The sequence below is a fragment of the Kitasatospora sp. NPDC098663 genome (assembly GCF_044760075.1).
GTDB lineage: Bacteria > Actinomycetota > Actinomycetes > Streptomycetales > Streptomycetaceae > Kitasatospora.
This window is the reverse complement of the sequence record NZ_JBIWAP010000005.1, coordinates 184,939-210,527: the sequence shown is the minus strand read 5'-3', so window position 1 is coordinate 210,527 and position 25,589 is coordinate 184,939. Positions and strand designations below refer to the sequence as shown.

The 25,589-nt window shown below is 74.0% G+C and carries 23 protein-coding genes and 2 riboswitches; of the genes, 11 read left to right on the top strand and 12 right to left on the bottom strand.

The annotated features are described in order from the left end of the window. Nucleotides 1–73 precede the first annotated feature (73 nt). From ACIQVZ_RS07645 to ACIQVZ_RS07620, 6 genes are all read right to left on the bottom strand, one after another. Nucleotides 74–1,018: a nitrilase-related carbon-nitrogen hydrolase gene (locus ACIQVZ_RS07645; protein WP_402447957.1), complete on the bottom strand. Its 945-nt coding sequence runs from the start codon at nucleotides 1,016–1,018 to the stop codon at nucleotides 74–76. A gap of 293 nt (nucleotides 1,019–1,311) precedes the next feature. After that, nucleotides 1,312–2,793 (bottom strand): MATE family efflux transporter, encoded by a 1,482-nt coding sequence (locus ACIQVZ_RS07640; RefSeq protein ID WP_402448075.1) that lies wholly within the window; start codon nucleotides 2,791–2,793, stop codon nucleotides 1,312–1,314. A 35-nt stretch (nucleotides 2,794–2,828) separates the two neighbouring features. Then, nucleotides 2,829–3,860 carry a cysteine synthase family protein gene (locus ACIQVZ_RS07635; RefSeq protein WP_402447955.1) on the bottom strand — a complete coding sequence of 344 codons (1,032 nt, stop codon included), beginning with the start codon at nucleotides 3,858–3,860 and terminating at the stop codon, nucleotides 2,829–2,831. A gap of 38 nt (nucleotides 3,861–3,898) precedes the next feature. After that, the gene (locus tag ACIQVZ_RS07630; RefSeq protein WP_402447953.1) at nucleotides 3,899–5,242 is read right to left on the bottom strand and encodes a Y4yA family PLP-dependent enzyme; all 1,344 of its coding nucleotides are present in this window, start codon (nucleotides 5,240–5,242) and stop codon (nucleotides 3,899–3,901) included. Then, nucleotides 5,233–6,222 carry an ornithine cyclodeaminase family protein gene (locus ACIQVZ_RS07625; RefSeq protein ID WP_402447951.1) on the bottom strand — a complete coding sequence of 330 codons (990 nt, stop codon included), beginning with the start codon at nucleotides 6,220–6,222 and terminating at the stop codon, nucleotides 5,233–5,235. Before ACIQVZ_RS07625 ends, ACIQVZ_RS07630 begins: the two co-directional genes overlap by 10 nt. Nucleotides 6,223–6,306: 84 nt before the next feature. Then, on the bottom strand, nucleotides 6,307–7,287 hold the full coding sequence (locus ACIQVZ_RS07620; protein ID WP_402447949.1) for a TauD/TfdA family dioxygenase: 981 nt from the start codon (nucleotides 7,285–7,287) through the stop codon (nucleotides 6,307–6,309). A 382-nt stretch (nucleotides 7,288–7,669) separates the two neighbouring features. Here ACIQVZ_RS07620 and ACIQVZ_RS07615 point away from each other — a divergent pair, with 382 nt between their 5' ends. The 4 genes from ACIQVZ_RS07615 to ACIQVZ_RS07600 are packed head-to-tail and all read left to right on the top strand — an operon-like array spanning nucleotide 7,670 to nucleotide 12,529. After that, nucleotides 7,670–9,226: an ABC transporter substrate-binding protein gene (locus tag ACIQVZ_RS07615; RefSeq protein WP_402447948.1), complete on the top strand. Its 1,557-nt coding sequence runs from the start codon at nucleotides 7,670–7,672 to the stop codon at nucleotides 9,224–9,226. Further along, complete coding sequence (locus ACIQVZ_RS07610) at nucleotides 9,223–10,221, top strand: ABC transporter permease (protein WP_402447946.1); 999 nt, start codon at nucleotides 9,223–9,225, stop codon at nucleotides 10,219–10,221. The genes ACIQVZ_RS07615 and ACIQVZ_RS07610 overlap by 4 nt, the downstream gene beginning before the upstream one ends. After that, on the top strand, nucleotides 10,218–11,069 hold the full coding sequence (locus ACIQVZ_RS07605) for an ABC transporter permease (protein WP_402447944.1): 852 nt from the start codon (nucleotides 10,218–10,220) through the stop codon (nucleotides 11,067–11,069). The genes ACIQVZ_RS07610 and ACIQVZ_RS07605 overlap by 4 nt, the downstream gene beginning before the upstream one ends. Then, nucleotides 11,066–12,529, top strand: coding sequence for an ABC transporter ATP-binding protein (locus ACIQVZ_RS07600; RefSeq protein ID WP_402447942.1), 1,464 nt, complete (start codon nucleotides 11,066–11,068; stop codon nucleotides 12,527–12,529). Before ACIQVZ_RS07605 ends, ACIQVZ_RS07600 begins: the two co-directional genes overlap by 4 nt. Nucleotides 12,530–12,532: 3 nt before the next feature. Here ACIQVZ_RS07600 and ACIQVZ_RS07595 read toward each other — a convergent pair whose 3' ends face one another. From ACIQVZ_RS07595 to ACIQVZ_RS07585, 3 genes are all read right to left on the bottom strand, one after another. Then, the gene (locus ACIQVZ_RS07595; RefSeq protein WP_350875802.1) at nucleotides 12,533–13,060 is read right to left on the bottom strand and encodes a MarR family winged helix-turn-helix transcriptional regulator; all 528 of its coding nucleotides are present in this window, start codon (nucleotides 13,058–13,060) and stop codon (nucleotides 12,533–12,535) included. A gap of 195 nt (nucleotides 13,061–13,255) precedes the next feature. Beyond that, complete coding sequence (locus ACIQVZ_RS07590; protein ID WP_402447940.1) at nucleotides 13,256–14,203, bottom strand: M48 family metalloprotease; 948 nt, start codon at nucleotides 14,201–14,203, stop codon at nucleotides 13,256–13,258. Then, on the bottom strand, nucleotides 14,194–14,676 hold the full coding sequence (locus ACIQVZ_RS07585; RefSeq protein WP_402447938.1) for a BlaI/MecI/CopY family transcriptional regulator: 483 nt from the start codon (nucleotides 14,674–14,676) through the stop codon (nucleotides 14,194–14,196). Before ACIQVZ_RS07585 ends, ACIQVZ_RS07590 begins: the two co-directional genes overlap by 10 nt. A gap of 250 nt (nucleotides 14,677–14,926) precedes the next feature. Beyond that, nucleotides 14,927–15,118, top strand: a riboswitch (cobalamin riboswitch). A gap of 216 nt (nucleotides 15,119–15,334) precedes the next feature. On the opposite strand from ACIQVZ_RS07585, the gene ACIQVZ_RS07580 reads away from it, so the two are divergent. The 5 genes from ACIQVZ_RS07580 to ACIQVZ_RS07560 are packed head-to-tail and all read left to right on the top strand — an operon-like array spanning nucleotide 15,335 to nucleotide 20,741. Next, nucleotides 15,335–16,834, top strand: coding sequence for a CoA-acylating methylmalonate-semialdehyde dehydrogenase (locus ACIQVZ_RS07580; protein ID WP_402447937.1), 1,500 nt, complete (start codon nucleotides 15,335–15,337; stop codon nucleotides 16,832–16,834). Nucleotides 16,835–16,841: 7 nt separating this feature from the next. Further along, complete coding sequence (locus ACIQVZ_RS07575; protein WP_402447936.1) at nucleotides 16,842–17,981, top strand: acyl-CoA dehydrogenase family protein; 1,140 nt, start codon at nucleotides 16,842–16,844, stop codon at nucleotides 17,979–17,981. Then, a complete protein-coding gene (locus tag ACIQVZ_RS07570) occupies nucleotides 17,981–19,054 on the top strand; it encodes an enoyl-CoA hydratase/isomerase family protein (RefSeq protein WP_402447934.1) in 1,074 nt (357 codons plus the stop codon). Before ACIQVZ_RS07575 ends, ACIQVZ_RS07570 begins: the two co-directional genes overlap by 1 nt. Continuing rightward, complete coding sequence (gene mmsB, locus ACIQVZ_RS07565) at nucleotides 19,051–19,968, top strand: 3-hydroxyisobutyrate dehydrogenase (protein WP_402447933.1); 918 nt, start codon at nucleotides 19,051–19,053, stop codon at nucleotides 19,966–19,968. Before ACIQVZ_RS07570 ends, mmsB begins: the two co-directional genes overlap by 4 nt. Continuing rightward, the gene (locus ACIQVZ_RS07560; protein ID WP_350875816.1) at nucleotides 19,965–20,741 is read left to right on the top strand and encodes an enoyl-CoA hydratase; all 777 of its coding nucleotides are present in this window, start codon (nucleotides 19,965–19,967) and stop codon (nucleotides 20,739–20,741) included. The genes mmsB and ACIQVZ_RS07560 overlap by 4 nt, the downstream gene beginning before the upstream one ends. Nucleotides 20,742–20,787: 46 nt before the next feature. Here the strand turns inward: ACIQVZ_RS07560 and cobF are convergent, their stop codons facing one another. Continuing rightward, nucleotides 20,788–21,546 (bottom strand): precorrin-6A synthase (deacetylating), encoded by a 759-nt coding sequence (gene cobF, locus ACIQVZ_RS07555; RefSeq protein ID WP_402448074.1) that lies wholly within the window; start codon nucleotides 21,544–21,546, stop codon nucleotides 20,788–20,790. A gap of 146 nt (nucleotides 21,547–21,692) precedes the next feature. Beyond that, nucleotides 21,693–21,813: riboswitch (cobalamin riboswitch) on the top strand. A 99-nt stretch (nucleotides 21,814–21,912) separates the two neighbouring features. Here cobF and ACIQVZ_RS07550 point away from each other — a divergent pair. Further along, complete coding sequence (locus ACIQVZ_RS07550) at nucleotides 21,913–22,986, top strand: prenyltransferase/squalene oxidase repeat-containing protein (RefSeq protein WP_402447931.1); 1,074 nt, start codon at nucleotides 21,913–21,915, stop codon at nucleotides 22,984–22,986. Nucleotides 22,987–23,027: 41 nt separating this feature from the next. Continuing rightward, entirely contained in the window at nucleotides 23,028–23,507 is a 480-nt protein-coding gene (locus tag ACIQVZ_RS07545; protein WP_350875822.1) for a flagellar hook-length control protein FliK, read from the top strand. Between the two features lie 67 nt (nucleotides 23,508–23,574). Here ACIQVZ_RS07545 and ACIQVZ_RS07540 read toward each other — a convergent pair whose 3' ends face one another. Together ACIQVZ_RS07540 and ACIQVZ_RS07535 are read right to left on the bottom strand one after the other, a co-directional pair. Then, nucleotides 23,575–23,922 carry a hypothetical protein gene (locus ACIQVZ_RS07540; RefSeq protein WP_402447929.1) on the bottom strand — a complete coding sequence of 116 codons (348 nt, stop codon included), beginning with the start codon at nucleotides 23,920–23,922 and terminating at the stop codon, nucleotides 23,575–23,577. Nucleotides 23,923–24,030: 108 nt separating this feature from the next. Next, complete coding sequence (locus ACIQVZ_RS07535; RefSeq protein ID WP_402447927.1) at nucleotides 24,031–25,458, bottom strand: hypothetical protein; 1,428 nt, start codon at nucleotides 25,456–25,458, stop codon at nucleotides 24,031–24,033. Nucleotides 25,459–25,589: the final 131 nt, after the last annotated feature.

The following is a 25,589-nucleotide window of genomic DNA, read 5'->3' as shown; positions in this document are numbered from 1 at the left end:
GTCGCGAGTGTCGACTCGCAGGCCTTCGCCGGGGCGGCGGGACGCCCCGGCGGGGGTGCGCCGGGGCGTCCGGTCAGGCGTCGGTGCGGCTCGCCGCGGTCAGCGGGGCGTACAGCTCGGGGCGGCGGGTGCGCAGGAGGCCGAACTCCCGCCAGTCCCGGCACTGGTCGAGGTCGAGGTCGGCGACCAGGACGGCGGCCCGGTCGCGCGGGGCGCGGAGCAGGATCCGGCCGTACGGGTCGGAGATGAACGACGAGCCGTAGAAGGTGGACCGGTCCTCCGTCCCGATCCGGTTGGGCACGATCATGAACAGCGCGTTGGCGAGGCCGTTGGCGCTGATGGCGTGCTCCCACATGGGCCGGGTGTCGAAGTCCGGGAGGTCCACCTCGGAGCCGATGGCGGTGGGGTGGACGAGGACTTCGGCGCCGCCGAGCGCGTAGGCGCGGGCGAGTTCGGGGAACCACTCGTCCCAGCAGGTGGGGAAGCCGAAGGCGGCGCCCTGGTGGGCCAGGACGGGGAACCCGCTGTCGCCGGGGCGGAAGCACAGGTCCTCGCGGTAGCCGGGGAAGGCCGGGATGTGGTTCTTCCGGGTCCTGGCGACGAGGGTGCCGTCGCGGTCCACGCAGATGGCCGTGTTGTAGCCGAGGCCGCCGTCCTCGGCGCGCTCGTACAGGGAGGCGTGGACGCTGATGCCGAGTTCGGTGGCGAGTTCGGCGGCGAGGCCGGCGGTCGGCCCGGTCCCGACGTCCTCCAGGTAGCGGGCGGCGCCCTCCCCCATCGGGTCGTCGGTGTTGCAGAAGTAGGGGCTGCGGGTCAGCTCGGGCAGGCACACCATCGTCGCGCCCTGCGCGGCGGCGAGTGCCACGCCCTCGCGCAGCCGGGCGTCGTGCTCGGACGGGTCGGCGTGCCAGCGCATCTGCACGAGCCCGACGCGCAGCGGTGCGCGTTCGGCCGGCTTGGTGCGGCCGGGGGAGCCGAGCGGGGAGCCGAAGGAGGTGAGAACGGCGTACGAGGTCACGGGCGGACCGTCCTCGTCTGCCGGTGGGACGTCCGGCAGGCGCGGGAGGCGCCGGAGGCGGGGCCTCCGGCGGCCGTGCGGCCGGTGGGGGTGGACGTGGTCATGGGTGTTCCTTCTGCTCTCTGGTGCTGGCGCGGCCCTGCGATGTAACTGAAAGTTCAGTCAGCTTTGCTGGCGTGATGAAGAATGTAGCCATGCCGGAACGTTCCGGCAAGGGGCGGGGGCCCGCGAAGGAACGACACGTGCCGCCGGAGGGCGGGGTGGGGCCTTGCCCCGGCACCTCCGGCGGGCGGTCAGGCTCCGGCGGAGACGGCGTCGGGCGCCGCAGCGGCCTTCGCGGTGAGGGTGCGGCTGTAGCGGCGCAGGAGGAGGGCGGCGGTGGTGGCGAGGCCGATGAGCAGCCCGAACCAGAGGCCGCGGATGTCGCCGCCGAGGGGGTAGGCGAGGAGCCACGCGAAGGGCAGGCCGACGACCCAGTAGCCGATGAGCGTGATGCGGAAGCCGCTCCTGGTGTCGTCGAGGCCGCGTAGCAGTCCGACGCCGATGTTCTGGGCGCAGTCGAAGAACTGCAGGACGGCGACCACGGCGAGGAGGCTGGTCGCGATGGCCAGGCCTTGCTGGTCGGCGGGCGAGTCCGGGTCGAAGTAGGGGCGCAGGACGAGGTCCGGGACGGTGAGGTAGACGATGCCGACGAGGGTGGTGACGGCGGCGCCGCAGGCGAGTGCGGTGTTCTTGATGCGGCGGGCGGCGGCGTGCTCGCCGAGGGCGAGTTCGCGGCTGACGTTGATGGAGGCTGCGTGGGAGAGGCCGACGGCGACCTGGAAGACGATGTAGATGAGCTGGTTGACAGCGGTGTGGGCGGCGAGCGCGGCCGGGCCGAAGCTGCCGGCGAGCAGGGCGGTGACGGAGAAGAATCCGGCTTCGGAGCCGTAGGTGGCCGCGATGGGGGTGCCCAGACCGAGCAGGCGGCGGACGGTCGCCGGATCGGCGCGCCAGAAGTCGAGGCTGAGCAGGGGTGCGAGGTGCGGGTCGCGGCGGGCGGAGGCGTAGAGGGCGAGGAAGGACAGCAGGTAGACGCTACTGGTGGCGACGCCGATGCCGGTGAGGCCGAGCCGGGGCAGACCCCAGGTGCCGTGGATGAAGGCCCAGTTGAGGGCGGCGTTGACGGCGACGGAGGCGAGGGTGATCTGCAGCAGGGCCTGGGGGCGGCGCATGCCGACGGTGAACTGGCGGACGGCCTGGAACCAGAGGCAGGGCACGAGGCCGGGGGCGAGGGCGGCGAGCATGCCCTGGGCGCGGTGGGCGACGGTGGCGTCCTGGCCGAGCCAGGTGGCGGCCTGGCCGATGAGGACCATCAGGACGGCGCCGGCCAGGCCGGCGAGGGTGGCGACGGCCATCGCGGCACGCACCAGGCCCCGGACCTCGTGGTCGGCGTCGGTGGCCGCTTCGGGGGCGGCGCCGGTGGCCGCTTCGGGGGCGGCGCCGGTGGCCGGTTGGGTGGCGGCCCCGGCCTCCTCGGCGCCGCGTTCGGCGCGGGCCGCTGCCGCCGCCACCTGGTTGCCGACGGAGGTGACCAGCCCGACGCCCATGGTGCGGAGCTGGTTGAAGATGACCAGGGCGAGGCCGCCGGCGGCCAGCGCCTCGGTGCCCAGGACACCCATCATGATCGTGTCGGTGGTGGTGAGGGCGACCTGGGCGAGCTGGGTGAGGGCGAGCGGCACGGCGAGGGCGGTGAGGGCGCGGCTGTCGCGCGCCAGGGTGGTCAGCTGCTGCATGGTGGGTGTCACGTCTCTGGTCACGTCTCCAGAAGTCAGGGCCTGCGGAGTTTGGCGAGGGACTCGTCGATCTCGGCCTCGACGGCTTCGTCGACGAGGTTGCGGGCGGTCATCCAGTCGTCGTTGAAGACGGTATCCATGTACTTCTCGCCGCCGTCGTTGATGAACGCGACCATGACGGCGTCCGGCGGAAGGGTCGTCAGGCGGGCCAGGGCGTCGTGGACGACGCCGCCGGCGGAGCCGCCGATGAGCAGGCCGGTGCGGCGGGCGACGACGCGGGCGGTGGCGAAGGCCTCGACGTCGCCGACCTTGACGCCCTCGTCGATGAGGTCGTAGTCGACGAGCAGGCCGATGGTGGCGCCCTCGGGGGTGCCGGTGCCGGACTGGTAGTAGTCGTGGGCGGGCGGGCCGAAGGCGATCGAGCCCTTCGGCTCGACACCGACGACCGAGACACCGGGCACGTACTTCCTGAGCTCGCGGGCGGTGCCGCACAGGCCGCCGCCGGTGCCGACCGCGCCGATCAGCACGTCGACCCGGTTGTCGAGGGCCTGGGCGATCTCCCGGCCGACCGCGAAGTAACCCACCGCGTTGCTGGGGTTGTTGTGCTGCTCGGTGAAGAACGTGTTGTCCTTGCCGCGGGCCATCTCCTCGGCCAGTTCCTCGCGGGCGGCGGTGTGGAGCTCCTCGCCGTCGGTGTCGGCGTCGACGTACACGAGCTCGGTGCCCATCGCCTTCATGCCGCGCAGCTTGTCGGTGGCGGCGTGGTTGTCGACGACGGCGGTGAAGCGGTGGCCGCGCTCGGCGGCGACGACGGCCAGCCCGAGGCCGGTGTTGCCGGAGGTGGACTCGATGATGTGGCCGCCCTCGCGCAGCAGGCCGCGTTCCTCGGCGTCGAGGACCATCTGCCGGGCCATGCGGATCTTGGCGCTGCCGGTGGGGTTGAACATCTCCAGCTTCAGCAGGAGGCGGGCGCCGTTGTCGGCGCGGGCGAGCTCGAACAGCGGGGTGCAGCCGATGAGGTCGGTCATCCGGGTGACCACCGGGGGGCGGTGGAGAGCGTCGGTCATGGCAGGGAGGGCCCTCTCGGGAGCGGGGTGGCGTGGGGTCACAGGGCCGGTCGGCGGTCGAGGCGCCAGCGCGGCCGGCCGTTCTCGTGGTGGATGACGACCTTGGCCGGCAGGGGGAGGTCGTGGAAGGGGGACTCGTTCGAGTCCATCTGGTAGCCGGCGGTGTTGGGGTAGACGAGCAGGTCGCCGACCCGGGGGCGGCGGGGGAAGGCGATCTTGCGCCAGGTGAGCAGGTCGGAGTCGAGGCAGCTGGCCCCGCCCACGCACGCCCGGTACTCCTCGTCGTCCTGGCCGGGGTGCGGGGTGAGGAGCAGGGGGTCGGGCAGGAACTCGCTGTTGAACCACTGCTCGGACAGGCTCAGGCTGGTGCCGGCGACGGTGACGATCCCGTACCCGGAGCGGTCCTTGACGCCCTGGACGGCGAACACCGAGGAGCCGGCCCCGGCCAGCAGGGCGCGTCCGGGTTCCAGCAGCAGCTTCACGCCCGCCTCCCGCAGCCGCCCGGCCAGCGAGTCACCCGTGCCGTGGGGGCGGGCGGCGAGGACGGCCCGCAGGGCATCGGCCCCGGCGACGGGCGAGTGGTAGGGGTAGAAGTCGCTCGTGCTGAAGGACTTGCGGGCGTGGTAGTCGTCGGGGCCCTGCTCGGCGAGGAAGGTGCGCCAGGCCTGGGCGGGCACGTAGTCGACGGCGAAGCCGCCGCCGATGCTGATCCGGTCGGCCTGCAGCCCCAGGAGCCGTGCCTTGAGGCAGAGTTCGACGAGCTCTCCGGCGAGGTCGGTGCGGGGCTGCACGTCGTAGCCGGACAGGTGGAAGCTGAAGCCCTCCATCCGGACCCGCTCCTTCGCCGCGGCGCAGCGCAGCAGCGCGGTGTCGAGCTGGTCGTCGGTGAGGCCGAAGCGGCTCCCGGGGTGGGTGGGCGGGAAGCGGCGCAGCAGGATGCGGACGGGTCGGGGGACGTCCAGGTGCAGGATGCGGCTCAGTTCGTCGAGGGAGTCGACGGCTGTCAGTGCGCCTTGGAGGGCCGCGACGCGCAGCAGCGGCTCGGCTTTGGCGGGGCCGGTGACGACGATGTCCTCGCCGCGTACACCGTGGCCGAGGGCTTCGCGCAGCTCGCCGTGGCTGGCGACGTCCACGCCGGCTCCCGCGTGGGCGCAGCGTTCGACGAACGCGGCGGCCTTGTTGGCCTTCTTCGCGAAGTACACCGTGCCCGCCACCCGCGCTTCGTCGAGCGCGGCCCGGAAGGCCGCGAGGTTGGCGTCGAAGCGTTCGGGCAGCACGAAGTGGAACGGTCCGCCGAAGGCGTGGGAGAGGTCGTGCAGGAGGTCTCCGGCCGCGATCCTGTCGTGGAGGGGGTCGGGGTGGGCGGGAAGGGTCAGCGCCACAGCGCGACCTCGGTGCCGAGGTTCTGGTCGGCGGCGAGCTGGGCGAAGCGGTGGCCCAGCGCGATGTCGGTGACGACCAGGCCGCTGTTGTAGGCGAAGATCCGCTGGTCGGGTGCGGTACGGGCCTGGGAGGCGCCGGAGATGGCGGCGGGCAGCTCCAGGTCGACGACGGGCAGGTTGCCGTCGGCGTCGGCCATGTCGGTGCCGGTGACGCGCATCTGGGCCTCGCTGGTGGCGATCACGCGGTCGGCCCGGTGCAGCGTGGACGGTGCGAGGCCGTGGCCGACGAGGATCGCGGTCGCGCCGGGCTTCAGCCAGTCGGCCTCGACGGCGGCGCGGGTGTGAGCGCCGGCGGTGGCGACGATGACGTCCGCGTCGTGCGCGGCGCGCTCGAGGTCGGTGACCAACTCCAGCTCACGGCCGGGGAAGTGGCGCTCCAGCTCCCGGCGGACGGCGGCTGTGCCGTCGGGGTGGGTGCCGGCCAGCAGCAGCCGCTCCAGCTTCGGCAGGGTGGTGAGCAGGAACGGCAGCGCGAGGCGGCCCTGCGTGCCCGTGCCGATCACCAGCGCCGTGGAGGCGTCGGGGGAGGCGCACTCACGGGCCAGCAGGGCGGAGACGGCCGGGGTGCGGAGTGAGCCGATGCGCGAGCAGTCCATCATGGCGACCGGTAGGCCGGTGACGTCGTCGTAGACGGTCAGCGTCGTGTAGTAGTGCTGTTCCTCGCGGCCCTTGTCGAGGCCGTGCTTGTACGAGGTCTTGATGGCGACGACGTTGCGCGCCCCGTCGCGGCCGAGCATGGCGTAGGAGACGGAGTGTCCGTCGGCGGGTTTGACGGTGAGTTTGCGCGGGTTGTCGGACTGGCCCGCGGCCAGGGTGCGGTAGGCCTGTTCGACGGTGTCGACGACGTCGGTCAGGGTGATGTCCAGGCCGGCGAGGTCGCTGGTGGAGAGTACGCGCAGGGTGGTGTCGTCCCGGTCCACGGGGGTGCCCTTTCGGATGGGTGAGGCGGCATCTGGAAGGCGGTAAGTCGGTATGGCAGGAAGGCGGTAAGGCGGTAAGGCGGGTCAGGCGGTGAGGGCGGCCTGGCCGTAGCCGTGTTCGTCGTGTTCGGCGACCGGGCGGGTGGGTCGGCCCTCGACGCGCACGGAGGCGCGCTTGAGCCAGCGGTCGGTGCCGTCGTAGCGTGCCCGGAAGGGGACGCGGCCGTGGACGACGATGTCGTTGTCGACGACCAGCACGTCGCCCGGCTCCAGGCTCACCGCCACCGAGACGCGGGCGAGTTCGTCCTCCAGGCGCCGGTAGGCCGCGCGCCAGGTTTCGTCGGCGTCCTCGACCGGCGTGTAGGCGGGGTCGAAGCGCATGGTCAGGCCCTCGGGTGCCGCGAAGAGGGTGGGCACCGGTGCGGGTCGGCCGGCGAACTGCCGGGCCTGCTCGTAGGCGTCGTCGGGCAGGATCGGCACGATCGGACGCTTGAGCTGGTCGACGTCCTCGTCGGCGAGGTCGGTGAGGCGGATGCTGGCCGCGGTGGTGGCGATGTCGTCGTGGTTGCGCATGCAGCACAGCAGGAGCAGGTGGGCGCGGCCGGGGTGGAAGGCGTCCTCGGTGTGCGGGGTGAGCAGGACGGAGCTGGAGGCACCGGTCTGCTCGCTCTCGTGGCCGGGCGAGGGCACGATGTTGTGCACGAACCGGCCTTCCTGCTGGCCGTCCCAGGCGATCGGGGTCCCCATCAGCGTGGAGACGAGCAGCAGGACCACGTCCCACAGCGCGCCCGCGTCCCCGACGGTCGACCAGTGGCCGGGCGTCGGGCCCAGCTCCGCGTCGTCCGGGTGCAGTCCGCGCAGCACGAACAGGCCGTCGGCGGTGTCCACGGGTCGCAGCGCGTGCCGGAGTTCGCGGCTGAGCTGGGCGCACATCACGGGCAGGTCGGCCAGCAGGTGGGGACTGGTCGCAGAGCCGTGGAAGTCCAGCAGCTTGGCGGCGGTGGCGGTCAGTTCCGCGGTGGCGGCGGGGTCGAGGCGGCGTACCGGGGCAGGGCAGGTGGGCACGACGGGGCCTTCCATGGGCAGGGCTGGGGAGGAGGTGGTGCGGGCACGCGGCATCACCGCGCCGGTGCGGGACGGCGGGCGGGAGCAGCGCGTGAGGCGTGGGGTCCGGGTCGGCTCCGACGGCCGGACGGCAGGAAACGTAACAACGACTTCGAGGTAAGGCAAGCCTTACCCGGCCAGATGTCTACATTTACGTAGTCTCAGTTCGGGGTGGCGGCGCACCTGCCGCGCAGGGCCAACTCCGCTGCTCGGATTGCCATTTGCGGCAGGGAGGCGCACGCCCGGTGGGTCGGTGCGCTCCGTCGGGCGGCTTGCGACCTGTCTCAAACTTAGGGTAGGTAAGCCTAAGCAAATCGAGCTCAACCCGAATCGAGGAACGAACGTGGGCGTCACCAGACGACAGCTGCTGTGGGTCGGTGCCGGTGTCGGGGCGGCCGGCGCGCTCGCCGCCTGCGGCAGTGGCGCGGGCGGATCCAGGGACGCCGCATCCGCGGGCTCGGCGTCCTCGCGGCCCCGCGCCGGGGGGACGCTGAAGGTCGGCGCTCTCGGCAAGGCCTCCGCGGTCACCCGCGACCCGCACGGCACGCAGGCCAACGAGAGCGACTACCTGATCATCAGCCTGCTCTACGACACGCTGGCCGTTCCCGGATCCACCGCCAACACCGTCCCGCGCCTGGCCTCCTGGAAGCCGTCGGAGGACCTGAAGACCTGGCGCTTCACGATCGCCGACGGCGCGACGTTCCACGACGGCACCCCGGTCACCGCCGCCGACGTGGTCTGGTCGTTGCAGCGCCTGCGCAACACCCCGGCGGGCAAGAGCCGGCTGCCCGGCATCCAGCCCGAGGGCATCAGCGCCGAGGACGCGAAGACCGTGGTCCTGGTCTCCGACTACCCCAACGCGGATCTGCCGCTGCTGACCCGCCTGACCACCTTCGTCCTGAAGAAGGACACCAAGGACGACGCGATCGCCGGCGCCCCCGGCACCGGCCCGTTCAAGCTCGACTGGTACCGCGACGGCAACGCCCGGCTGGTGCGCAACGACAACTGGTACGGCGGCAAGGTGCTGCTCGACGCCGTCGAGGTGCGCCTGTTCGAGAGCCCGCAGGCCATGGCCAACGCCCTGCTCGCCGGGCAGATCGACCTCGCCTCCAACGTCGGCGCCGTCGCCGCCCGCACCGCCGAGGCCCGCAAGGACGTCCAGATCCTGCGCCGCCCCAACGACATGGCGATGCCCGTCGTCATGCGTACCGCCGACGGCCCGTTCGCCGACGCGAGGGTGCGCGAGGCCCTGAAGCTGGCGGTCGACCGCGACGCCATGGTCAAGCAGGTCCTCTCCGGCTACGGCAGCGTCGCCAACGACGTCCTCGGCACCGGCGACCCCGCCTTCGCCAAGGACATACCGCAGCGGGGGCGCGACCTCGCCAAGGCCAGGCAGCTGCTCTCCGACGCCGGGTTCGACACCTCCCGGACCTACGACCTGATCACCACCGAGGACGTCTCCGGCCTCGCCGAGTCCGCGACCCTCTTCGCCACCCAGGTCCGCGAGGCCGGCGTGAAGATCAACGTCGTGAAGCAGGACTCCAAGACCTTCTGGGACGCCACCTGGCTCAAGGCGCCGCTCTACACGACGTACTGGGGCACCAACGACTCGGTCGTCTTCTTCGCCTCCAAGACGATGCTCTCCGACGCCGGCCAGAACGAGTCCGCCTTCAAGGACCCCGCATTCGACGAGGCCTACCGCACGGCCATGGGCACCGCCGATGCCGCCGCGCGCGACAAACTGCTGCACCGGCTCCAGGAGATCGAGTTCGCCCGGTCCGGCTACCTGCTGTGGGGCATGGCCGACGGCATCGACCTCGCCGGAGCCGCCGTGCGCGACCTGCCCAGGCTTCCCGGCTACGGCCGCGTCCAGCTCGAGAAGACCTGGCTGGCGCGTTGACCACGCTTCAGCCGGCCGGCGCCCGCGCGCCGCAGGGCGTCCCGGCCCGCATCCTCCCCGGTGCGGGCCGGGTCGCCCGTCAGGCGGCCCGGCGCCTGGCCCTGCTCGCCGTCCTGCTCGCCGGCGTCTTCGCCGCCGTCGAGCTGCTCCCGGGCGACGCCGCCGGCGCGACCGCCGAGCGCGGGGTCACCGCCGCCGACCTCGCCGCCCGCCGCAGCGCCCTCGGGCTCGACCGCCCGGTGGCCGAACGCTTCTGGGACTGGATGACCGGCCTGCCCACCGGCGACCTCGGCGTCACCGCGCGCGGCCAGCACGTCACCGACATCCTCGCCGGCCCCTTCCCCAACACCCTGCTCCTGGGCACCCTCGCCCTCGCCCTGAGCACCGTCGGCGCCCTCGCGCTCGGGAGCCGGGCCGCCCTGCGCCCCGGCGGACGCACCGACCGCGCCATCGACGCCGCCTCCACCGCCGCGTTCGCCCTCCCGGAGTTCGTCGTCTCCGTCGCGCTCCTGCTCCTGCTGTCCCAGTGGACCGGCTGGCTGCCCGCCGTCACCCTCACCGGCCCCGACGGAGCCCCCGAGTCCTGGACCATGCTCGTCCTGCCGGTGCTCTCGCTGGCCATCCCCCAGATCGGCTGGAACACCCGCATCGTGCGCGGCGCGCTCGCCGACCAGGCCGCGCTGCCGCACGTCCAGGCCGCCGTCCTCGACGGCCTCGCGCGCCGACGCATCCTCAGCCACCACATGCTCCCCGGCGCCCTGTCCGCCATCGCCGTCGGCATCGCCACCTCCGCCGGCATGCTGCTGGGCGGCACCGTCGTCGTCGAGACCCTCTTCAACTACCCCGGCATCGGCGCCGTCCTGGCCGGGGCCATCGCCGACCGCGACACCCCGCTCGTCGCCGGAGTCGTGGCCGCGGCAGGCGCCGCCATCAGCCTGCTCCTGATGCTGGCCGACCTCATCCGCACCACCGCCCTCGGAGAGGAGCGCCGATGACCGCCGATGCCCCGACCGCAGCGGCCCCCGCGCCCGCCACCCGGCGAAGCAGGCGCGTGCTCGTCCGCGCCGTGCCCGCGCTCCTGCTCGTCCTCCTCGCCCTCGCCGGACCGCTCCTCGCCCCGCACCCCATCGACACCCCCGTCACCTTCCCCTACGCCGAAGCCGGCGGCGACGCGCCGCTCGGCGGTGACCAGCTCGGCCGCGACGTCCTCAGCCGCCTGCTGACCGGCGGCGCGCCCCTGATCGCCACCGCCGTGGCCATCGCCCTGGTCGTCACGGCGGCGGCCACCGTCCTCGGCATCCTCGCCGTCCTGCGGCCCCGGCTCGGCCGGTGGATCGAACGCGCCGCCGACCTGACGATCCTCCTGCCCTCCGTCCTCGCCATCATGCTCATCGCCCTGGCCTGGCCCGCCGGGGGACGCCTGGCCGTCGCGGCCGCCGCCACCCTCCTGGGCATTCCCTACGCGGTGCGCATCGTCGCCGCGGCAGCCGCCCCCATCGCCGCCACCGGCTACGTCGAGGCCGCGGCCGTCGGCGGCGAACGCCTGTGGCACCTGACGGTCCGCGAGGTGCTGCCCAACCTGCGCTCCACCCTCCTCGCCCTGTTCGGCCTGCGCTTCGTCGAAGGCGTCTACATCGTCTCGGTCGCCGCCTTCCTCCAGCTCGGCCCCCAACCCCCGGAAGCCGACTGGGCGTTGATGATCCGCGAGAACGCCGCCGGGATCACCCTCAACCCCTGGGCGGTCGGCGCGCCGTGCCTGGCCATCGGGCTGCTCGCCATCAGTGTCAACCTCGCCGCCGAAGCCCTCGTCCCCGCCCGGCCGACCCCGGAGACCCCGCTGTGAGCACCGCCGCCCCCGCCGCCCGCGCCACGGGCCTGTCCATCACCCTCGCGGACACGCCCCTGCTCACCGACGCCACCCTCACCCTCACCCCGGGCCGCGTCACCGCCATCACCGGCCCCTCCGGCGCCGGCAAGACCACCCTCCTGCGCGCCCTCGTCGGAGCCCTCCCGCCGGGCGCCCGCGTCACCACCGGCACCCTCGACGTCCTCGGCCACGACATCCTCGCCCTCCCGCCCGAGGACCTGCGCCGCCTCCGCCGCCACCAGCTCGCCTTCGTCGGCCAGGACCCCGGCTCGGACCTCAACCCGCGCATGCGCGTCGACCGCCTCCTGACCGAGACCGCCGCCGACCGCCGCCGGACCTCCGTACCCGACCTGCTGCGCGCGGTCCGCCTGCCGGTCGGCGAGCGCCTCGAACACCGCCGCCCCGCGGGCCTGTCCGGCGGTCAGCAGCGGCGTGTCGCGCTTGCCCGCGCCCTCGCCCGACGGCCCGAGATCCTCCTCCTCGACGAACCCACCGCCGGCCTCGATGCGGCGCTGCGCGACGACATCGCCGACCTGCTGCGTGAGATCGCCGACTCCGACGGCCTCGCCATCGCCCTCACCAGCCACGACCCCGACTTCGTCGCCCGCTGCGCGGACGACGTTCTGGCCCTGGGGCCCGACCGCCCTGCCGCAGTCCCGGCCGGGGCTGCGTCGGCGACGGGCGCGCAGGCCGCGCGCGTTCGTACCCGGGCCGCCGAGATGCCGCCCGTCGTGGAGGTGAAGGCGCTCAGCGCCGGCATCGGTACGGCCCGCACCCGCCACCGCGTCTTCGCCGCCGTCGACCTCGTCCTGATGCCCGGCACGCTGACCGGGATCACCGGCCCGTCCGGATGCGGCAAGACCACGCTGCTCCGCACCCTGGCCGGCCTTCACCGGCCCGAGTCCGGCAGCGTCATCCTCCACGGCGAGCACCTGGCCCCGTCCTACCGGCGCCGCAGCCGCGACCAGCGCCGCCGCATCCAGCTCGTCCCCCAGAACCCCCTCGGCGCCCTCAACCCGGCCCACACCGTCGGTGCCACCCTCACCCGGCCGCTGAAGCTGCACTTCGGCCTTCCCGCCGCCCGGTGCGAGGAGCGCGTCGCCGACCTGCTCACCGCCGTCGGCCTGCCCCCGCACCACGCGACCCGCCACCCCCACGAACTCTCCGGGGGCCAACGCCAGCGCGTCTCCCTCGCCCGCGCCCTGGCCGCCGAACCCGACGTCCTGCTCTGCGACGAGGTCACCTCCGCCCTCGACACCGACACCGCCGCCGCGCTCATGGAACTCCTCGACGACCTGCGCACCAGCCGGGGCCTGGCGGTGGTCCTCGTCAGCCACGACCTCCCCCTCGTCACCGGCCGCGCCGACCACGTCCTGCCTCTCGCGGGCCCCCACCCCGCACCGCTCACGGCGCAGCACCCCGCGGGCATCCGCTGACCCCTACTCGGCGACCCACCGTCGGCGCTGTCCGCCGATGAGCTCCCGCTCGGGGCCCGGCCGCGAGGGTGTGCGGCGCCCCGCGCCGCGGGCAGCCGCCGTGCACACCCGCCGCAGCAGGGAGTTGAGTTCGGTGCGCTGGCCCTTCGTCAACGAGGCGAGCAGGTCGCCCTGTACGGCGGACGCGTCGTCGTGCAGCACGTCCAGCGCGGCCTGCCCGGCCGGGGTGATCGTCAGCACCTCCTGCCGCCCGCCGATCTGGACGACCATGGAGTGCACCAGGCCTGCCGACAGGAGGTCGTCCAGTGCCCGGGCGGAGTCGGTCTCGGGTGCGGCGGCGTGCTCGGCGAGGTCACGGCGCCCGTGCGGCCCCAGCCGGGAGAGGGTGGACAGCAGCGCCTGGTGGGCCGGGCCCAGTCCCCTCGCGTCGAGCCGGTCGGCGAGCAGCCGGTCGACCGCCCGGCCGGCCGTCGACAGGAGGTAGACGGTCTGTTCGAAGGGGCTCGTCGAGCCCGTCCTCCCGTCGTACACACCAGGTCCCATCGTCCGGTGGCCGCCGTGTTCTCGGGTCGGGGCCGTGGTGGCGGCACCGCGCGGGGGTGCCGAGCCCGGAGGCCGGGGTGGACACGGCCTCCGAATCGCCGGCGGGCGGCTGCGCCAAGGCCCGCGCGGGTAAGCCGAGCCTCACGATACCCGGACCCGCACGGTTGGTCTACATCGATGTCGTCAGACCGTGCCGTGAGCCCTCAAGGTCCGGGCCGCGTACTCGACGTACTCGTGCAGCCCGTAGGCCAGGGCCAGGCCGAGCAGGGCCGCGACCGTGACGGCGGCGACCAGGGCGACGGCGGCGTGCGCCCTGCGGCCGGTCGGGCGGGCGGGTTCGGGGCCCAGGAGGGCCTGGACGCGCTGGGGCACGGGGCCGGTGTTCACGGACAGCAGGGGCCCGGCGCCCCGGTGGGCGGCCGGCGATCCGGCCAGGGCCGCCCGGGCGATGGCGGTCGCGGCGGTGCGCCGGTCGGCGACCGCGGCGGCGGCCCGCTCGTCGGCCCAGCGCTCCAGGTGGTAGTCGAGGTCGGCCCGCAGCCGGGCCAGCGCCGGGTGTACGGCGGCGGCGAGGTCGGCGGCGACGGACAGCAGGTGGTGGCGCCCGCGCAGGTGGGCGCGCTCGTGGGCGAGGAGCACCGCGCGCTCCGCCGGGCCCAGCGCGCTCAGCATGCCGGTCGAGACGACGACGCGGCCGGGGCGCCCCCGGTGGCCGGGCAGGGCGAAGGCCTCGGGCTCCTTGCCCGCGACCACGAGCAGGTCGCCGTCGCTCGTGGCATCGGCGGTCAGGCCCCAGGCGCGGGCGAGGAGCACGCGGTGCCCGCGCCACCGCAGCGTCAGCCGTACCGCCTGGACGGCCAGCGCGGCCCCGGCGGCGCAGGACACCGGTACCACGGCGGGCCACCGGGTGACGACGTCGGACAGCGGCAGGTGCTCCAGTCCTGCCAGGAACGGGACGTGGAACAGCCCGACGAGTGCCGCGACGGTGCCGCCCGCCAGCAGGGCGGCCGCGCCCGTGAGTGCGAGCGAGGCCTCGCGCGGGGGGAGCAGCGGAGCCAGGCGGCGGGCGGCGGGCGCCGCGGCCCAGGGGAGCAGCAGGGCCAGGGCGACGACCACCAGGATCAGGCCCATGCGTCGTCCTCGGGCTCGGGCCTGCCGGAGTCCGTCGCGGTCGCGGTCGCGGTCGCGGTCGCGGTCGCGGCCTCGGCAGCGGCATCGGTCTGGGCCTCGGCCTCGGTCTCGGCATCGAGGAGCAGACGGCGCAGGACGTCCTCGTCGTCCTCGGACAGGGAGGAGACGAACCGCTTCAGCACGAGGTCCCGCTGGGGTTCCTTCTCCAACTCCCGGCGCATGCGCCCGGCCGCCAGCCCGGCGGCGTCCTCCACCGGGGCGTAGGCGAAGGACCGCGCGGGGCGGCTGCGGACCAGGGTCCCCTTCTCGTGCAGGCGGGTGAGGATCGTCGCCACGGTGGTGCGGGCCAGCCCGTGGTCCAGCGCCGCCTTGACCTGCTGGGCGGTCAGCGGCTCGCCGGCCGCCCACAACACCGCCAGCACGTCCGCGACCAGCTCCCCGTGCGGACGCCTGGCGTCCCGACCGTCCCTCACATCGTTCTCCCTGTCCCGACACTCCCGGCAGACACACCCCCGGCGCCGACAGCGGTCGGCAGTCGAGGCCCACCCGCGCCGGTATGGCGAGGATGGGCTCGGCCTGTGTTGCTTAGGTGTGCCTCAGCTAACTTTACGGGCTCGTGGCCCCGCGCTGCCGGGCGCCTGATCGCGGACCCCGTCCGGTCGCGTGTCGCTCGGCGCGGTGGAAAGCCGGTGGCGCAACGCGCGTGCGGGCCTCTGGACTTACTAGGACGTCCAACTATATGGTCGATGGCAGGTCCGCGGTGTCAGGGAAGCCGGTGTGAGTCCGGCACGGTCCCGCCACTGTGACCGGGGAGTTCGTCCTCGCAGACGAAGGCCACTGGCAGCCAGCCGGGAAGGCCTGGGGGCGTGCGGTGATCCGGGAGTCAGGATACCGGCCGCGGGTGTTCCGTGTTTTCCACGAGGATGGAGACGACACGCATGACCCCGGGCTGCTCCCGCTCCACTGCCGCTCCTGGTTGTCCCGTGCCCACGGCCGCCGGGGCGTCCACGCCCTGACGTTCCGTTCCGCCGCCGCACGCCCGTGCCGCGGGGCGCACCACCGTGTGCCCGCCGACCCGCGGCGGCCTCCGATCCTCCTCCTCTCCCCACCCCTGTCGAGAGAAGGAACCCGATGGTCCGAGAACTGACCCACTTCGTCGCCGGCAAGCCCACCGCCGGCACCTCCGGTCGCTTCGGCGACGTGTACGACCCCAACACCGGCCGGGTGCAGGCCCGGGTGCCGCTGGCGAGCCGGGCCGAGGTCGAGGCGGTGATCGCCGACGCCGCGCAGGCCCAGCCCGCGTGGGCGGCCTGGAACCCGCAGCGGCGGGCCCGCGTCCTGCTGCGCTTCCTCCAGCTCGTCGAGCAGGAGAAGGAGGAACTGGCCCGGCTGCTGTCCGCCGAGCACGGCAAGACCGTGGCCGACGCCCACGGGGACATCCAGCGCGGCCTGGAGGTCGTCGAGTTCGCCGCCGGCATCCCGCACCTGCTGAAGGGCGAGTTCAGCGACAACGCGGGCACCGGCATCGACGTGTACTCGATGCGCCAGCCGCTCGGCGTGGTCGCGGGCATCACGCCGTTCAACTTCCCGGCGATGATCCCGCTCTGGAAGGCCGCACCCGCCCTCGCCTGCGGCAACGCCTTCGTCCTCAAGCCCTCGGAGCGCGACCCCTCGGTGCCGCTGCGCCTGGCCGAGCTGTTCCTGGAGGCCGGGCTGCCGCCGGGCGTGCTGAACGTGGTCAACGGCGGCAAGGAGGCCGTGGACACCCTGCTGGAGGACCCGCGGGTGCAGGCGGTCGGGTTCGTCGGCTCCACGCCGATCGCCCAGTACGTCTACGCCACCGCCGCCGCGCACGGGAAGCGGGCGCAGTGCTTCGGCGGCGCCAAGAACCACCTGATCGTGATGCCGGACGCCGACCTCGACCAGGCCGCGGACGCCCTGATCGGCGCCGGCTACGGCTCGGCCGGCGAGCGCTGCATGGCGATCTCGGTGGCCGTCCCGGTGGGGGAGGAGACCGCCGACGCCCTGGTGGCCAAACTGGTCGAGCGGATCGCCGCGCTGAAGGTCGGGCGCTCGGACGACCCGGCGGCGGACTTCGGCCCGCTGGTCGGCGCCGACGCGCTGGAGCGAGTCCGCGGCTACCTCGACCTCGGGGTCGAGGAGGGCGCCGAACTCGTGGTCGACGGGCGCGACTTCCGGCTGGAGGGGCACGAGGGCGGCTACTTCCTCGGCGCCTCGCTGTTCGACCGGGTGACTCCCGACATGCGGATCTACCGGGAGGAGATCTTCGGCCCCGTCCTGACCGTGCTCCGCGCCGCCGACTACGAGGAGGCGCTGCGCCTGCCCAGCGAGCACGAGTTCGGCAACGGCGTGGCCATCTACACCCGGGACGGCGACACGGCACGGGACTTCGCCCGCCGGGTGAACACCGGCATGGTCGGCGTCAACGTGCCGATCCCCGTGCCGGTCGCGTACCACACCTTCGGCGGCTGGAAGCGCTCCGGGTTCGGCGACCTCAACCAGCACGGGCCGGACTCGATCCGCTTCTACACCCGCACCCGCACCGTCACCTCGCGCTGGCCCTCCGGGGTCAAGGAGGGCGCGAGCTTCACCATCCCGACGATGGGCTGAGGGCGTCGTGCACGACCTCACAGAGGACCAGCTCGCCATCGCGGCGACCACCCGGGCCTTCGCCCGCGAACACCTGGCGCCGAACGCGGTCGCGTGGGACCAGGCCAAGCACTTCCCGGTGGACGTGCTGCGCAAGGCGGCGGACGTCGGCCTGGCCGGCGTCTACGTCCGCGAGGAGTCCGGCGGCTCCGGACTCACCCGCGCCGACGGCGTGCTCGTGTTCGAGGCGCTGGCCACCGGCTGCCCGTCCATCGCCGCCTACCTGTCCATCCACAACATGGTCGCCTGGATGATCGACCGCTACGGCGACGACGCCCAGCGCGCCCGGTGGCTGCCGGGTCTCAGCGCCATGGCGACCCCCGCCAGCTACTGCCTCACCGAGCCCGGCGCGGGCTCGGACGCGGCGGCACTGACCACCCGGGCCCGCCGGGACGGGGACCACTGGGTCCTCGACGGCGTCAAGCAGTTCATCTCGGGTGCCGGCGTCTCCCGGATCTACCTGGTGATGGCCCGCACCGGCGGGCCGGGGGCCGGCGGGGTGTCCGCGTTCGTCGTCGAACGCGAGGACGCCGGCGTCTCGTTCGGTCCCGACGAGAAGAAGATGGGCTGGAACGCCCAGCCCACCCGCCAGGTGCTCCTGGACGGCGTCCGGCTCCCGGCCGACCGCCTCCTCGGAGCCGAGGGCGAGGGCTTCCGGATCGCCATGAACGGGCTGAACGGAGGCCGGCTCGGCATCGCCGCCTGCTCCCTCGGCGGAGCGCAGGACGCCCTGGAACGGGCCACCGGCTACCTGGCGGACCGCGAGGCGTTCGGCGCCCGGCTGCTGCACGCCCAGGCGCTGCAGTTCCGGCTCGCCGACATGGCCACGGAGCTGGAGGCGGCCAGATCGCTGCTCTGGCGGGCCGCCTCGGCGCTTGACCGGGGGGACCCGAGGGCCCCGGAGCTGTGCGCGATGGCCAAGCGGCACGCCACCGACACCGGCTTCGAGGTCGCCAACCAGGCGCTCCAACTGCACGGCGGCTACGGCTACCTGGCCGAGTACGGCATCGAGAAGATCGTCCGCGACCTGCGGGTGCACCAGATCCTGGAAGGAACCAACGAGATCATGCGCGTCATCGTCGCCCGCGGCCTGATCGGGGCCGCGTGATGGCCGGGACCGACCTCGACGAGGTCCTGGTCCACCGCGAGGGCCGGGCGGGCCTGATCGTCCTCAACCGCCCCGCGGCCCTGAACGCCCTCACCCACGGCATGGTGCGCAGGATCTCCGAAGCGCTGGACGCGTGGGAGGAGGACGAGCGGGTCGCGACCGTGGTCATCACCGGCGCCGGTGAGCGGGCCTTCTGCGCCGGCGGCGACATCGTCGCCATCCACCGCGCCGCCACCGGCGCGGACCCGGGCGCCGTCGAGGAGTTCTGGCGCGACGAGTACCGCCTCAACGCCCGCATCGCCCGCTACCCCAAGCCCTACGTCGCGCTCATGAGCGGCATCGTGATGGGCGGCGGGGTCGGGGTCTCCGCCCACGGCAGCGTCCGGATCGTCACCGAGACCACGCGCGTCGCCATGCCCGAGGCCGGCATCGGCTTCGTCCCCGACGTCGGCGGCACCTACCTGCTCGCCCTCGCACCCGGCGAGTCGGGCACCCACCTGGCCCTGACCGCAGGTTCCGTCGAGGCCGGTGACGCGCTGCTGTGCGGCCTCGCCGACCACTTCGTCCCGGCCGAGCGGCTGCCCGCGCTGCTGGACGACCTGGCCGAACTCCCCGTGCACGACGCCCTCGAACGCAACGTCGGGCCCGCACCGGCCGGCGTGCTGGACGGCCGGCGGGCCTGGATCGACCACTGCTACGGGGCCGACACCGTGGAGGAGATCCTCGACCGCCTGCGGGACAGCGGCGAACCGGAGGCCAAGAAGGCCGCGGACCGGATCGCCGCCAACTCGCCCGCCGCCGTGAAGGCCACCCTGGCGGCGCTGCGCCGGGCCCGCACCCTCGGTCCGCTGGAGGCGGTGCTCGACCAGGAGTACCGGACCTCCTGCGCGGCGCTCTCCACACCGGACCTGGCCGAGGGGATCCGCGCCCAGGTCATCGACAAGGACCGTTCCCCGCGATGGAACCCGTCGACGCTGAGCGCCGTCGGGCCCGCCGCGGTGGCCCGCTACTTCGCCCCGCTCGGCGACCGGGAACTCGGCCTGGCCCCCACCACACCCCTGGAGCGCTGGTGACCCACCGCAACGGATTCAACGGAGTCAACGGAGTCATCGGATTCATCGGACTCGGCAACATGGGCGGCCCGATGGCCGCCAACCTCGCCACGGCCGGACACACCGTGACCGGCTACGACCTGGCGCCGGAGGCGCTGCGGCGGGCGGAGCAGGGCGGCGTCCGTCCGGCGCCGTCCGCGACCGAGGCGGTGCGGGAGGCCGACGTCGTCATCAGCATGCTGCCGGCCGGCCGGCACGTACTGGCCGCCTACGCCGACCTGCTGCCCGCCGCCCGCCCGGGAACGCTCTTCGTCGACTGCTCCACGATCGACGTCGCGGACGCCCGGGCGGCGCACGCCCTGGCCGTGAACGCCGGGCACCGGGCGGTGGACGCGCCGGTCTCCGGCGGGGTGGTCGGTGCCACGGCCGCGAGCCTCACCTTCATGGTCGGAGCCGCCGAGCCGGACTTCGAGGCGGCCCGACCCGTACTGGAGGCGATGGGCCGCAAGGTCGTGCACTGCGGATCCCCCGGCGCGGGGCAGGCCGCGAAGATCTGCAACAACATGATCCTGGGCATCTCGATGATCGCGGTCAGCGAGGCCTTCGTGCTCGGGGAGAGCCTCGGGCTCAGCCACCAGGCCCTCTACGACGTCGCCTCGACCGCCTCCGGCCAGTGCTGGGCGCTCACCACCAACTGCCCCGTCCCCGGGCCGGTGCCGGCCAGCCCGGCCAACCGCGGCTACGCGGCCGGGTTCGCCGCCGCCCTGATGGCCAAGGACCTCGGACTCGCCGCCGGGGCCGCCGACGCCGCCGGCCTGTCCACGGACCTCGGACGCAGGGCGGCACAGCTGTACGCGGACTTCGCGCAGGCCGACGGCGGCGCCGGCCTGGACTTCTCGGCGATCATCACCACCCTGCGGGAGGACGGCAAGTGACCGGCTACGAGACGATCCTGGTCGAGCGCAAGGGCCGGGTGGGGCTGATCACGCTCGACCGGCCCAAGGCGCTCAACGCGCTCAACACCCGGCTGATGAACGAAGTCGTGTCGGCCGCAACGGAGTTCGACCGTGACCCGGAGATCGGCTGTCTGGTGGTCACCGGCTCGGAGAAGGCCTTCGCGGCCGGCGCCGACATCAAGGAGATGCAGACGCTCGACTTCGTCGACGCCTACCTCGGCGACTGGTTCGCCGCCTGGGACCGCTTCGCCGCGCTGCGCAAGCCCGTGGTGGCGGCGGTGGCGGGCTACGCGCTGGGCGGCGGCTGCGAGCTGGCGATGCTGTGCGACGTCCTCCTGGCGGCGGACACCGCGAAGTTCGGGCAGCCGGAGATCAAGCTCGGCGTCATCCCCGGCATCGGCGGCTCGCAGCGGCTGACCCGGGCCGTCGGCAAGGCGAAGGCGATGGAACTGTGCCTGACCGGCCGGATGATGGGCGCCGAGGAGGCCGAGCGGGCCGGCCTGGTCTCCCGGATCGTCCCGGCCGATCAACTGCTTTCCGAGGCGCTGACGGTGGCCGAGACCATCGCGGCGATGTCCACCCCGGCGGCGGTCATGCTCAAGGAGAGCGTCAACCGCTCGTACGAGACCACGCTCGCCGAGGGCGTCCGCTTCGAACGGCGGCTGTTCCACGCCACCTTCGCGACGGCGGACCAGAAGGAGGGCATGGCGGCCTTCGCCGAGAAGCGCCCGCCGGAGTTCCTCAACCGCTGACATCCCGCCCGGTGCGCCGCCCCTCGCCCGGGGCGGCGCACGCCGGTCAGCTCTCGGAGCGCCGCAGCAGGTAGGTGTCCATGATCCAGCCCTTGCTCTCGCGGGCCGACTCGCGCAGCTCGCGGATCCGCGGGGCGGCCTCGGCAAGCGGGCCGGCGACGAGGATCTCGTCGGGGGTGCCGAGGTAGGCGCCGTAGTGGATCTCCAGCCCCTCCGGGTCGATCTCGGCGAAGGCGGCCCGGCCGTCGAGCATCACCACGACGTCGTCCACGCCCTCGGGGAAGCCCTCGGCCAGACGGCGGCCGGTGGTGATCTGCACCGGGCGGCCCACCCGGGTCAGCGTGGTGCGGTGGCGGGCGGCGAGTGCGGAGACGCTGCTGATGCCCGGGACCACCTCGTAGTCGAAGACGACGGCGCCGCGGGCCCGTACGTCCTCCACCACGGCGATGACGCTGTCGTAGAGGCTCGGATCCCCCCAGACCAGGAACGCGCCCGTCTCGCCCTCACCGAGGTGCTCGACCGCCAACCGCTCGACCAGATCGGCACGGCGGACGCGCCAGTCGTCCACGGCGGCCGCGTACGCCGGGGTGGTGCGGTCCCGCTCCGCGTCCGGCACCTCCACCACGCGGTGCCCGGGCCGCCCGTGCTCGGTCAGCATCCGGCGCCGCAACCGGATCAGGTCCTGCCGTTCCTCGCTCTTGTCGAGGATGAAGAAGACGTCCGTGCGGGCGAGTGCCTTGACCGCCTGCAGGGTGAGGTGGTCGGGGTCGCCCGCGCCGATGCCGATGACGAGAAGGTTCCGCATGTTCCGCATGGGAGGAATTCTGCCGTCCAGGACACCCTGATCACGCCGGCAGCCGGGAGGAGCGCGTCGCGAAGCCGGGTGCGGACCACCGTGAGATGACGCGCGAACCCTTGACCGGATCTTTTCCGTATCGCCATGATGGGCCGTCATGTTGTGACTCCGCCGCTGGGGGAAGTCCGGTCCGAATCCGGCGCTGACCCGCAACGGTAGGCCGCCGATTCACGTCGGCGGCGAGCCCGAGTACCCGGCGGCGGAGGTGTGTCGTCCCCTCCTCCCGTCGTGGTCTGCGGGCCGGAGCTCCGAGGGCTGCCCGGCTTGTCGCCGCCGTCCTCCGGGCCCCTGCGTGCGGGCCCGGAAAGGCCCACCGTGTCCTCGTTCCGACGCCCCCTGCGCCTCTTCGCGATACCCGCGCTCGCCCTCGCCACCGTCCTCCCGGCGGCCGCCGCCGCCCAGGCCGCGCCCGCTGCCGCGACCTCGTCCCCGACGCTCCGCCCCGACGCCGCCGCGGGCGGCTGGCTCGCCCGCCAGCTCGTCGACGGCGACCACTTCGAGTCCGTCTTCAACGGGACCGCCTACCCCGACCAGGGCCTGACCATCGACGCCGTGCTGGCCTTCGCCGCCTCGCACAGCTCCGACCAGGCCGCCGCGAAGGCCACCGCCTGGCTGGCCAAGCCCGAGATCATCACCGGCTACCTCGGCGACGGCACCACCGAGGCCTACGCGGGCGCGACCGCCAAGCTGCTGCTCGCCGTCGAGGTGCGCGGCGGGAACCCGACGGCCTTCGGCGGCGTCGACCTGCCCGCCCGGCTGCGCTCGCTCCAGACCGCCGACGGCCGGTTCTCCGACCGCTCGCAGTGGGGCGACTACAGCAACGCCTTCGGCCAGTCCCTGGCCGTGATCGCCCTGCACCGCACGGCCGGTGGCGCCCCGGCGGCGGCTGTCGACTTCCTCGCCGACAGCCAGTGCGCGGACGGCGGTTACCCGCTGTCCTTCGGCCAGGCCACCTGCGCCAGCGACCCGGACGCCACCGCGCTCGCCGCCCAGGCCCTCGCCGCGACCGGCCGCACCGCCAAGGCCGGCGCCGGGCTCGGCTGGTTGACCGCCCACCAGAACGCCGACGGCGGCTTCTCGGCCGCCGGGGCCGCCGCGTCCAACGCCAACACCACCGGCCTCGCCACGCAGGCGCTGCTGGCCGGCGGGCGCTTCGGGGCCGGTCTCAAGGGCTGGAGCGGTCTCGTCAAGCTCCAGCAGGGCTGCTCCGCCGACCCGGCGGTGCGCGGGGCCGTCGCCTACGACGCGAACGGCTTCAACGCGGCCACCGGTGCCCGGGCCACGGCGCAGGCCGTCCTCGGCCTGGCCGGCACCCCGCTGGCCGCCCTCTCCGCCGCCGGTGCCCGCCGGGACGCGCCCGTGCCGGCCTGCCCGGCGACCACCCGCTGACCACTCGCTGACCACTCGCTGACCCCGAAAGGAGAGCTCCGATGACCGACACCCTGGCGCCCGCGCGCCCGGCCCGCCGTACCCTCGGCTCGATCGCCGCCGCCGCCGCTCTGACCGCAGGCCTGCTCGGCGTCTCCGCCGTCCAGGCCCCGCAGGCGCGGGCCGCCGCCTGTGACGGCACCACCGGCGTCACCGTCGTGGTCGACTTCACCGCCGTCGGCGGCGGCATCCAGACCGGCTGCGCACCCGGCGACCCCGCCAGCGGCCTGGCCGCGCTGACCGGCGCCGGGTTCGCGTACACCTTCCACCCGCGCTACCCGGGCTTCGTCTGCACCATCAACGCCCTGCCGACGACCTGCACCAACCCCACCGGCAGCGCCTACTGGTCGTACTGGCACGCCCAGCACGGCGGCCCCTGGTCCTACAGCAACCTGGGCGCGGGCAGCTACAACCCGGCACCCGGCGACGTCGAGGGCTGGTCCTTCGGCGCCGGCGCCCAGCCGGGCGTCACCGCGCCCTGACCCCCGGGGACACCCCGGTGCCCCGGCCCCTCCGGAAGGGGGGGCCGGGGCACCGCGTACCCGTGGCTCAGCTGCCGTGAGAAGCCCTCCGGCGGCGGACGAAGCGCTCGACCAGCAGTACGGTGGCGACGGCCGCCGCGGTGAACAGCAGCGCGTTGGCCACGATGCCGCCCGTGGTCAGCCAGCCGGGTTCCTCGCCGTTAGGCAGTGTGGTGTCGGTGAACAGCCCGCCGATGCCGGTCAGCACCCCTCGTGCGAGGTAGACGGCGGCCAGCGCAGCAAGGCCGACGGGAAGGGTGAGGACGATCGACGCGAGGTAGTAACGCCCGTTCTCCGTCAGCCCGCCCAGGACGGCCAGCCCGCCGACCAAGGCCACATAGCCGCCCGCCACCCATCTGGAAACACCCGTCGGCATCCGTTCCCCCTGTCCTGTCGGTCCGGCGGCGGATCCGTCGGGCCATCGTGGTTCTGCCCCGCCGGAGGGGAGGCGATCCGTGGTCGGCTCCCCTCCGGCGCAGTGCGATCAGCTGCCGTAGCGCAGCGAGACGGTGTCGCCGAGGTGGACGGTGGTGGCCCGGGTGGCGCCGGTCGCGGCGCCGCCGTCCAAGCCGACCTGCCAGGTGGACGAGCCGCTGTTGGCCGTGCCGTTGAGCGCGGTGACGGTGCCGCCGCCGGTGGACGGCGTGACGGAGGTGACGCAGCCGCCCGGGGTGGCGCTGCCTGCCGCGTCGAGGACGTCGCCGAGGGTTGCGGTGGTGCCGGTCGGGGTGAGGGTGACGGCGCAGACCTTGAGCGCGCCGGTGCCGTCGTCGACGACCAGGGCGAGCCTGGCGGCGGTGCCGGCGGTGAAGCCGGTGGTGGCGGCCCAGGCGGGCTCGCCGGCGGTGGTCGGGGTCGGCGGGGTGGCGGTGAAGCCGGCGCCGGCGACGGCGCGCAGGCCGTCGACGGAGGCGTAGGGGGAGGGGTTGGTGTCGGTGGGCAGGTACTTGAAGCCGCCGCCGGGCTTGAACTGCTGGGCGATCAGGAAGTCGACGGGGCTCTTGCCGGTGCCGCTGGTGAAGTCGGTGCCCTGGGGGTTGATGCCGCAGGCGTTGAGGCCGGAGACGGCCCAGCCGTTGGAGTCGGTGTTGACGCCGAACATGGCGTTGAAGGCGCCGGAGGCGGTGAGCTTGCCCTTGAGGAAGTTCTTGGCGGCGACGATCGCCGGGTCGGTGGCGGCGACGCCCCCGGTGCAGAGCGAGGCCATGGCGGCGCCGGTCATGTCGATGTCGCTGCCCTGGGCGAGGGCGTTCGGGTCGCCCGCGGCCTTGCTGAAGTTCCAGCCGCCGTCGTTGTGCTGGTTGGCGCGCACCGCGGTGACGGAGGCGTCGAGCAGCGGCTGCGGGACGCGAGGGCTGCCGGCCTGGGTTCTGGCGCCCGCGAGGGCGAGGAGGCCGAAGACGGTGCCGTTGAAGTTGGCGGACGGGCCGTAGTAGCCGGGTTCGGCGGTCTGCCAGTAGGCGGCGAGGTCGGCGACGAGGTTGCGGCCCGGGCCGACCCGGGAGGGGTCGATGCCGGCGGCGTAGGCGTTGAGGATGCCGCGCTCGTAGTCCGTGACGACCGGCGAGGCGCTCGGCCAGCCGGGGGCGGCGAGCTGGCCGCGGTAGACCAGGCGGGCGTTCTTGGTGGGGTCGCCGCCGGGGGTGACGTCCGCGGCGGCCGTGCCGGCGGCCGCGAGTGCGCTGAACGCCCACTCGTTGGAGAGCCCGCCGCCGGTGACGTAGCTGCCGTCGGCGGCCTGGAGCGACTTCAGGTAGGTGACGCCGGTGCTCTTCGAGGTGGCTATCTGGGTCGGGCTGGCCGTCGCGTGGGCGGGGACGGCGGAGAGCAGGAGCGCGCCGGCCGTCAGGGCGACGGTGACGGCGGAGGCGGCGCGGGAAGGTGTGGTCCGCGCGGGGGCGAGGAGGGACATGGGACAGGCTCCTTGGGGTGGCGGGCGCCGACCCTGCCCCGGAGTTCCGGCGCCCGTTCGAGGGCGCGCGACTGCCGGAGCGGTCGCCGCCCGGATCGCGTGGGCCGGCTTTCGCCATGGTGCGTGGCCGG

Coding starts and splice junctions, on each gene's coding strand:
- ACIQVZ_RS07640 (WP_402448075.1), bottom strand. CDS start 2,793: ATGCAGCAGCTGACCACCCTGGCGCGCGACAGCCGCGCCCTCACCGCC.
- ACIQVZ_RS07635 (WP_402447955.1), bottom strand. CDS start 3,860: ATGACCGACGCTCTCCACCGCCCCCCGGTGGTCACCCGGATGACCGAC.
- ACIQVZ_RS07605 (WP_402447944.1), top strand. CDS start 10,218: ATGACCGCCGATGCCCCGACCGCAGCGGCCCCCGCGCCCGCCACCCGG.
- ACIQVZ_RS07590 (WP_402447940.1), bottom strand. CDS start 14,203: ATGGGCCTGATCCTGGTGGTCGTCGCCCTGGCCCTGCTGCTCCCCTGG.
- ACIQVZ_RS07580 (WP_402447937.1), top strand. CDS start 15,335: ATGGTCCGAGAACTGACCCACTTCGTCGCCGGCAAGCCCACCGCCGGC.
- ACIQVZ_RS07570 (WP_402447934.1), top strand. CDS start 17,981: ATGGCCGGGACCGACCTCGACGAGGTCCTGGTCCACCGCGAGGGCCGG.
- cobF (WP_402448074.1), bottom strand. CDS start 21,546: ATGCGGAACCTTCTCGTCATCGGCATCGGCGCGGGCGACCCCGACCAC.
- ACIQVZ_RS07545 (WP_350875822.1), top strand. CDS start 23,028: ATGACCGACACCCTGGCGCCCGCGCGCCCGGCCCGCCGTACCCTCGGC.
- ACIQVZ_RS07540 (WP_402447929.1), bottom strand. CDS start 23,922: ATGCCGACGGGTGTTTCCAGATGGGTGGCGGGCGGCTATGTGGCCTTG.
- ACIQVZ_RS07535 (WP_402447927.1), bottom strand. CDS start 25,458: ATGTCCCTCCTCGCCCCCGCGCGGACCACACCTTCCCGCGCCGCCTCC.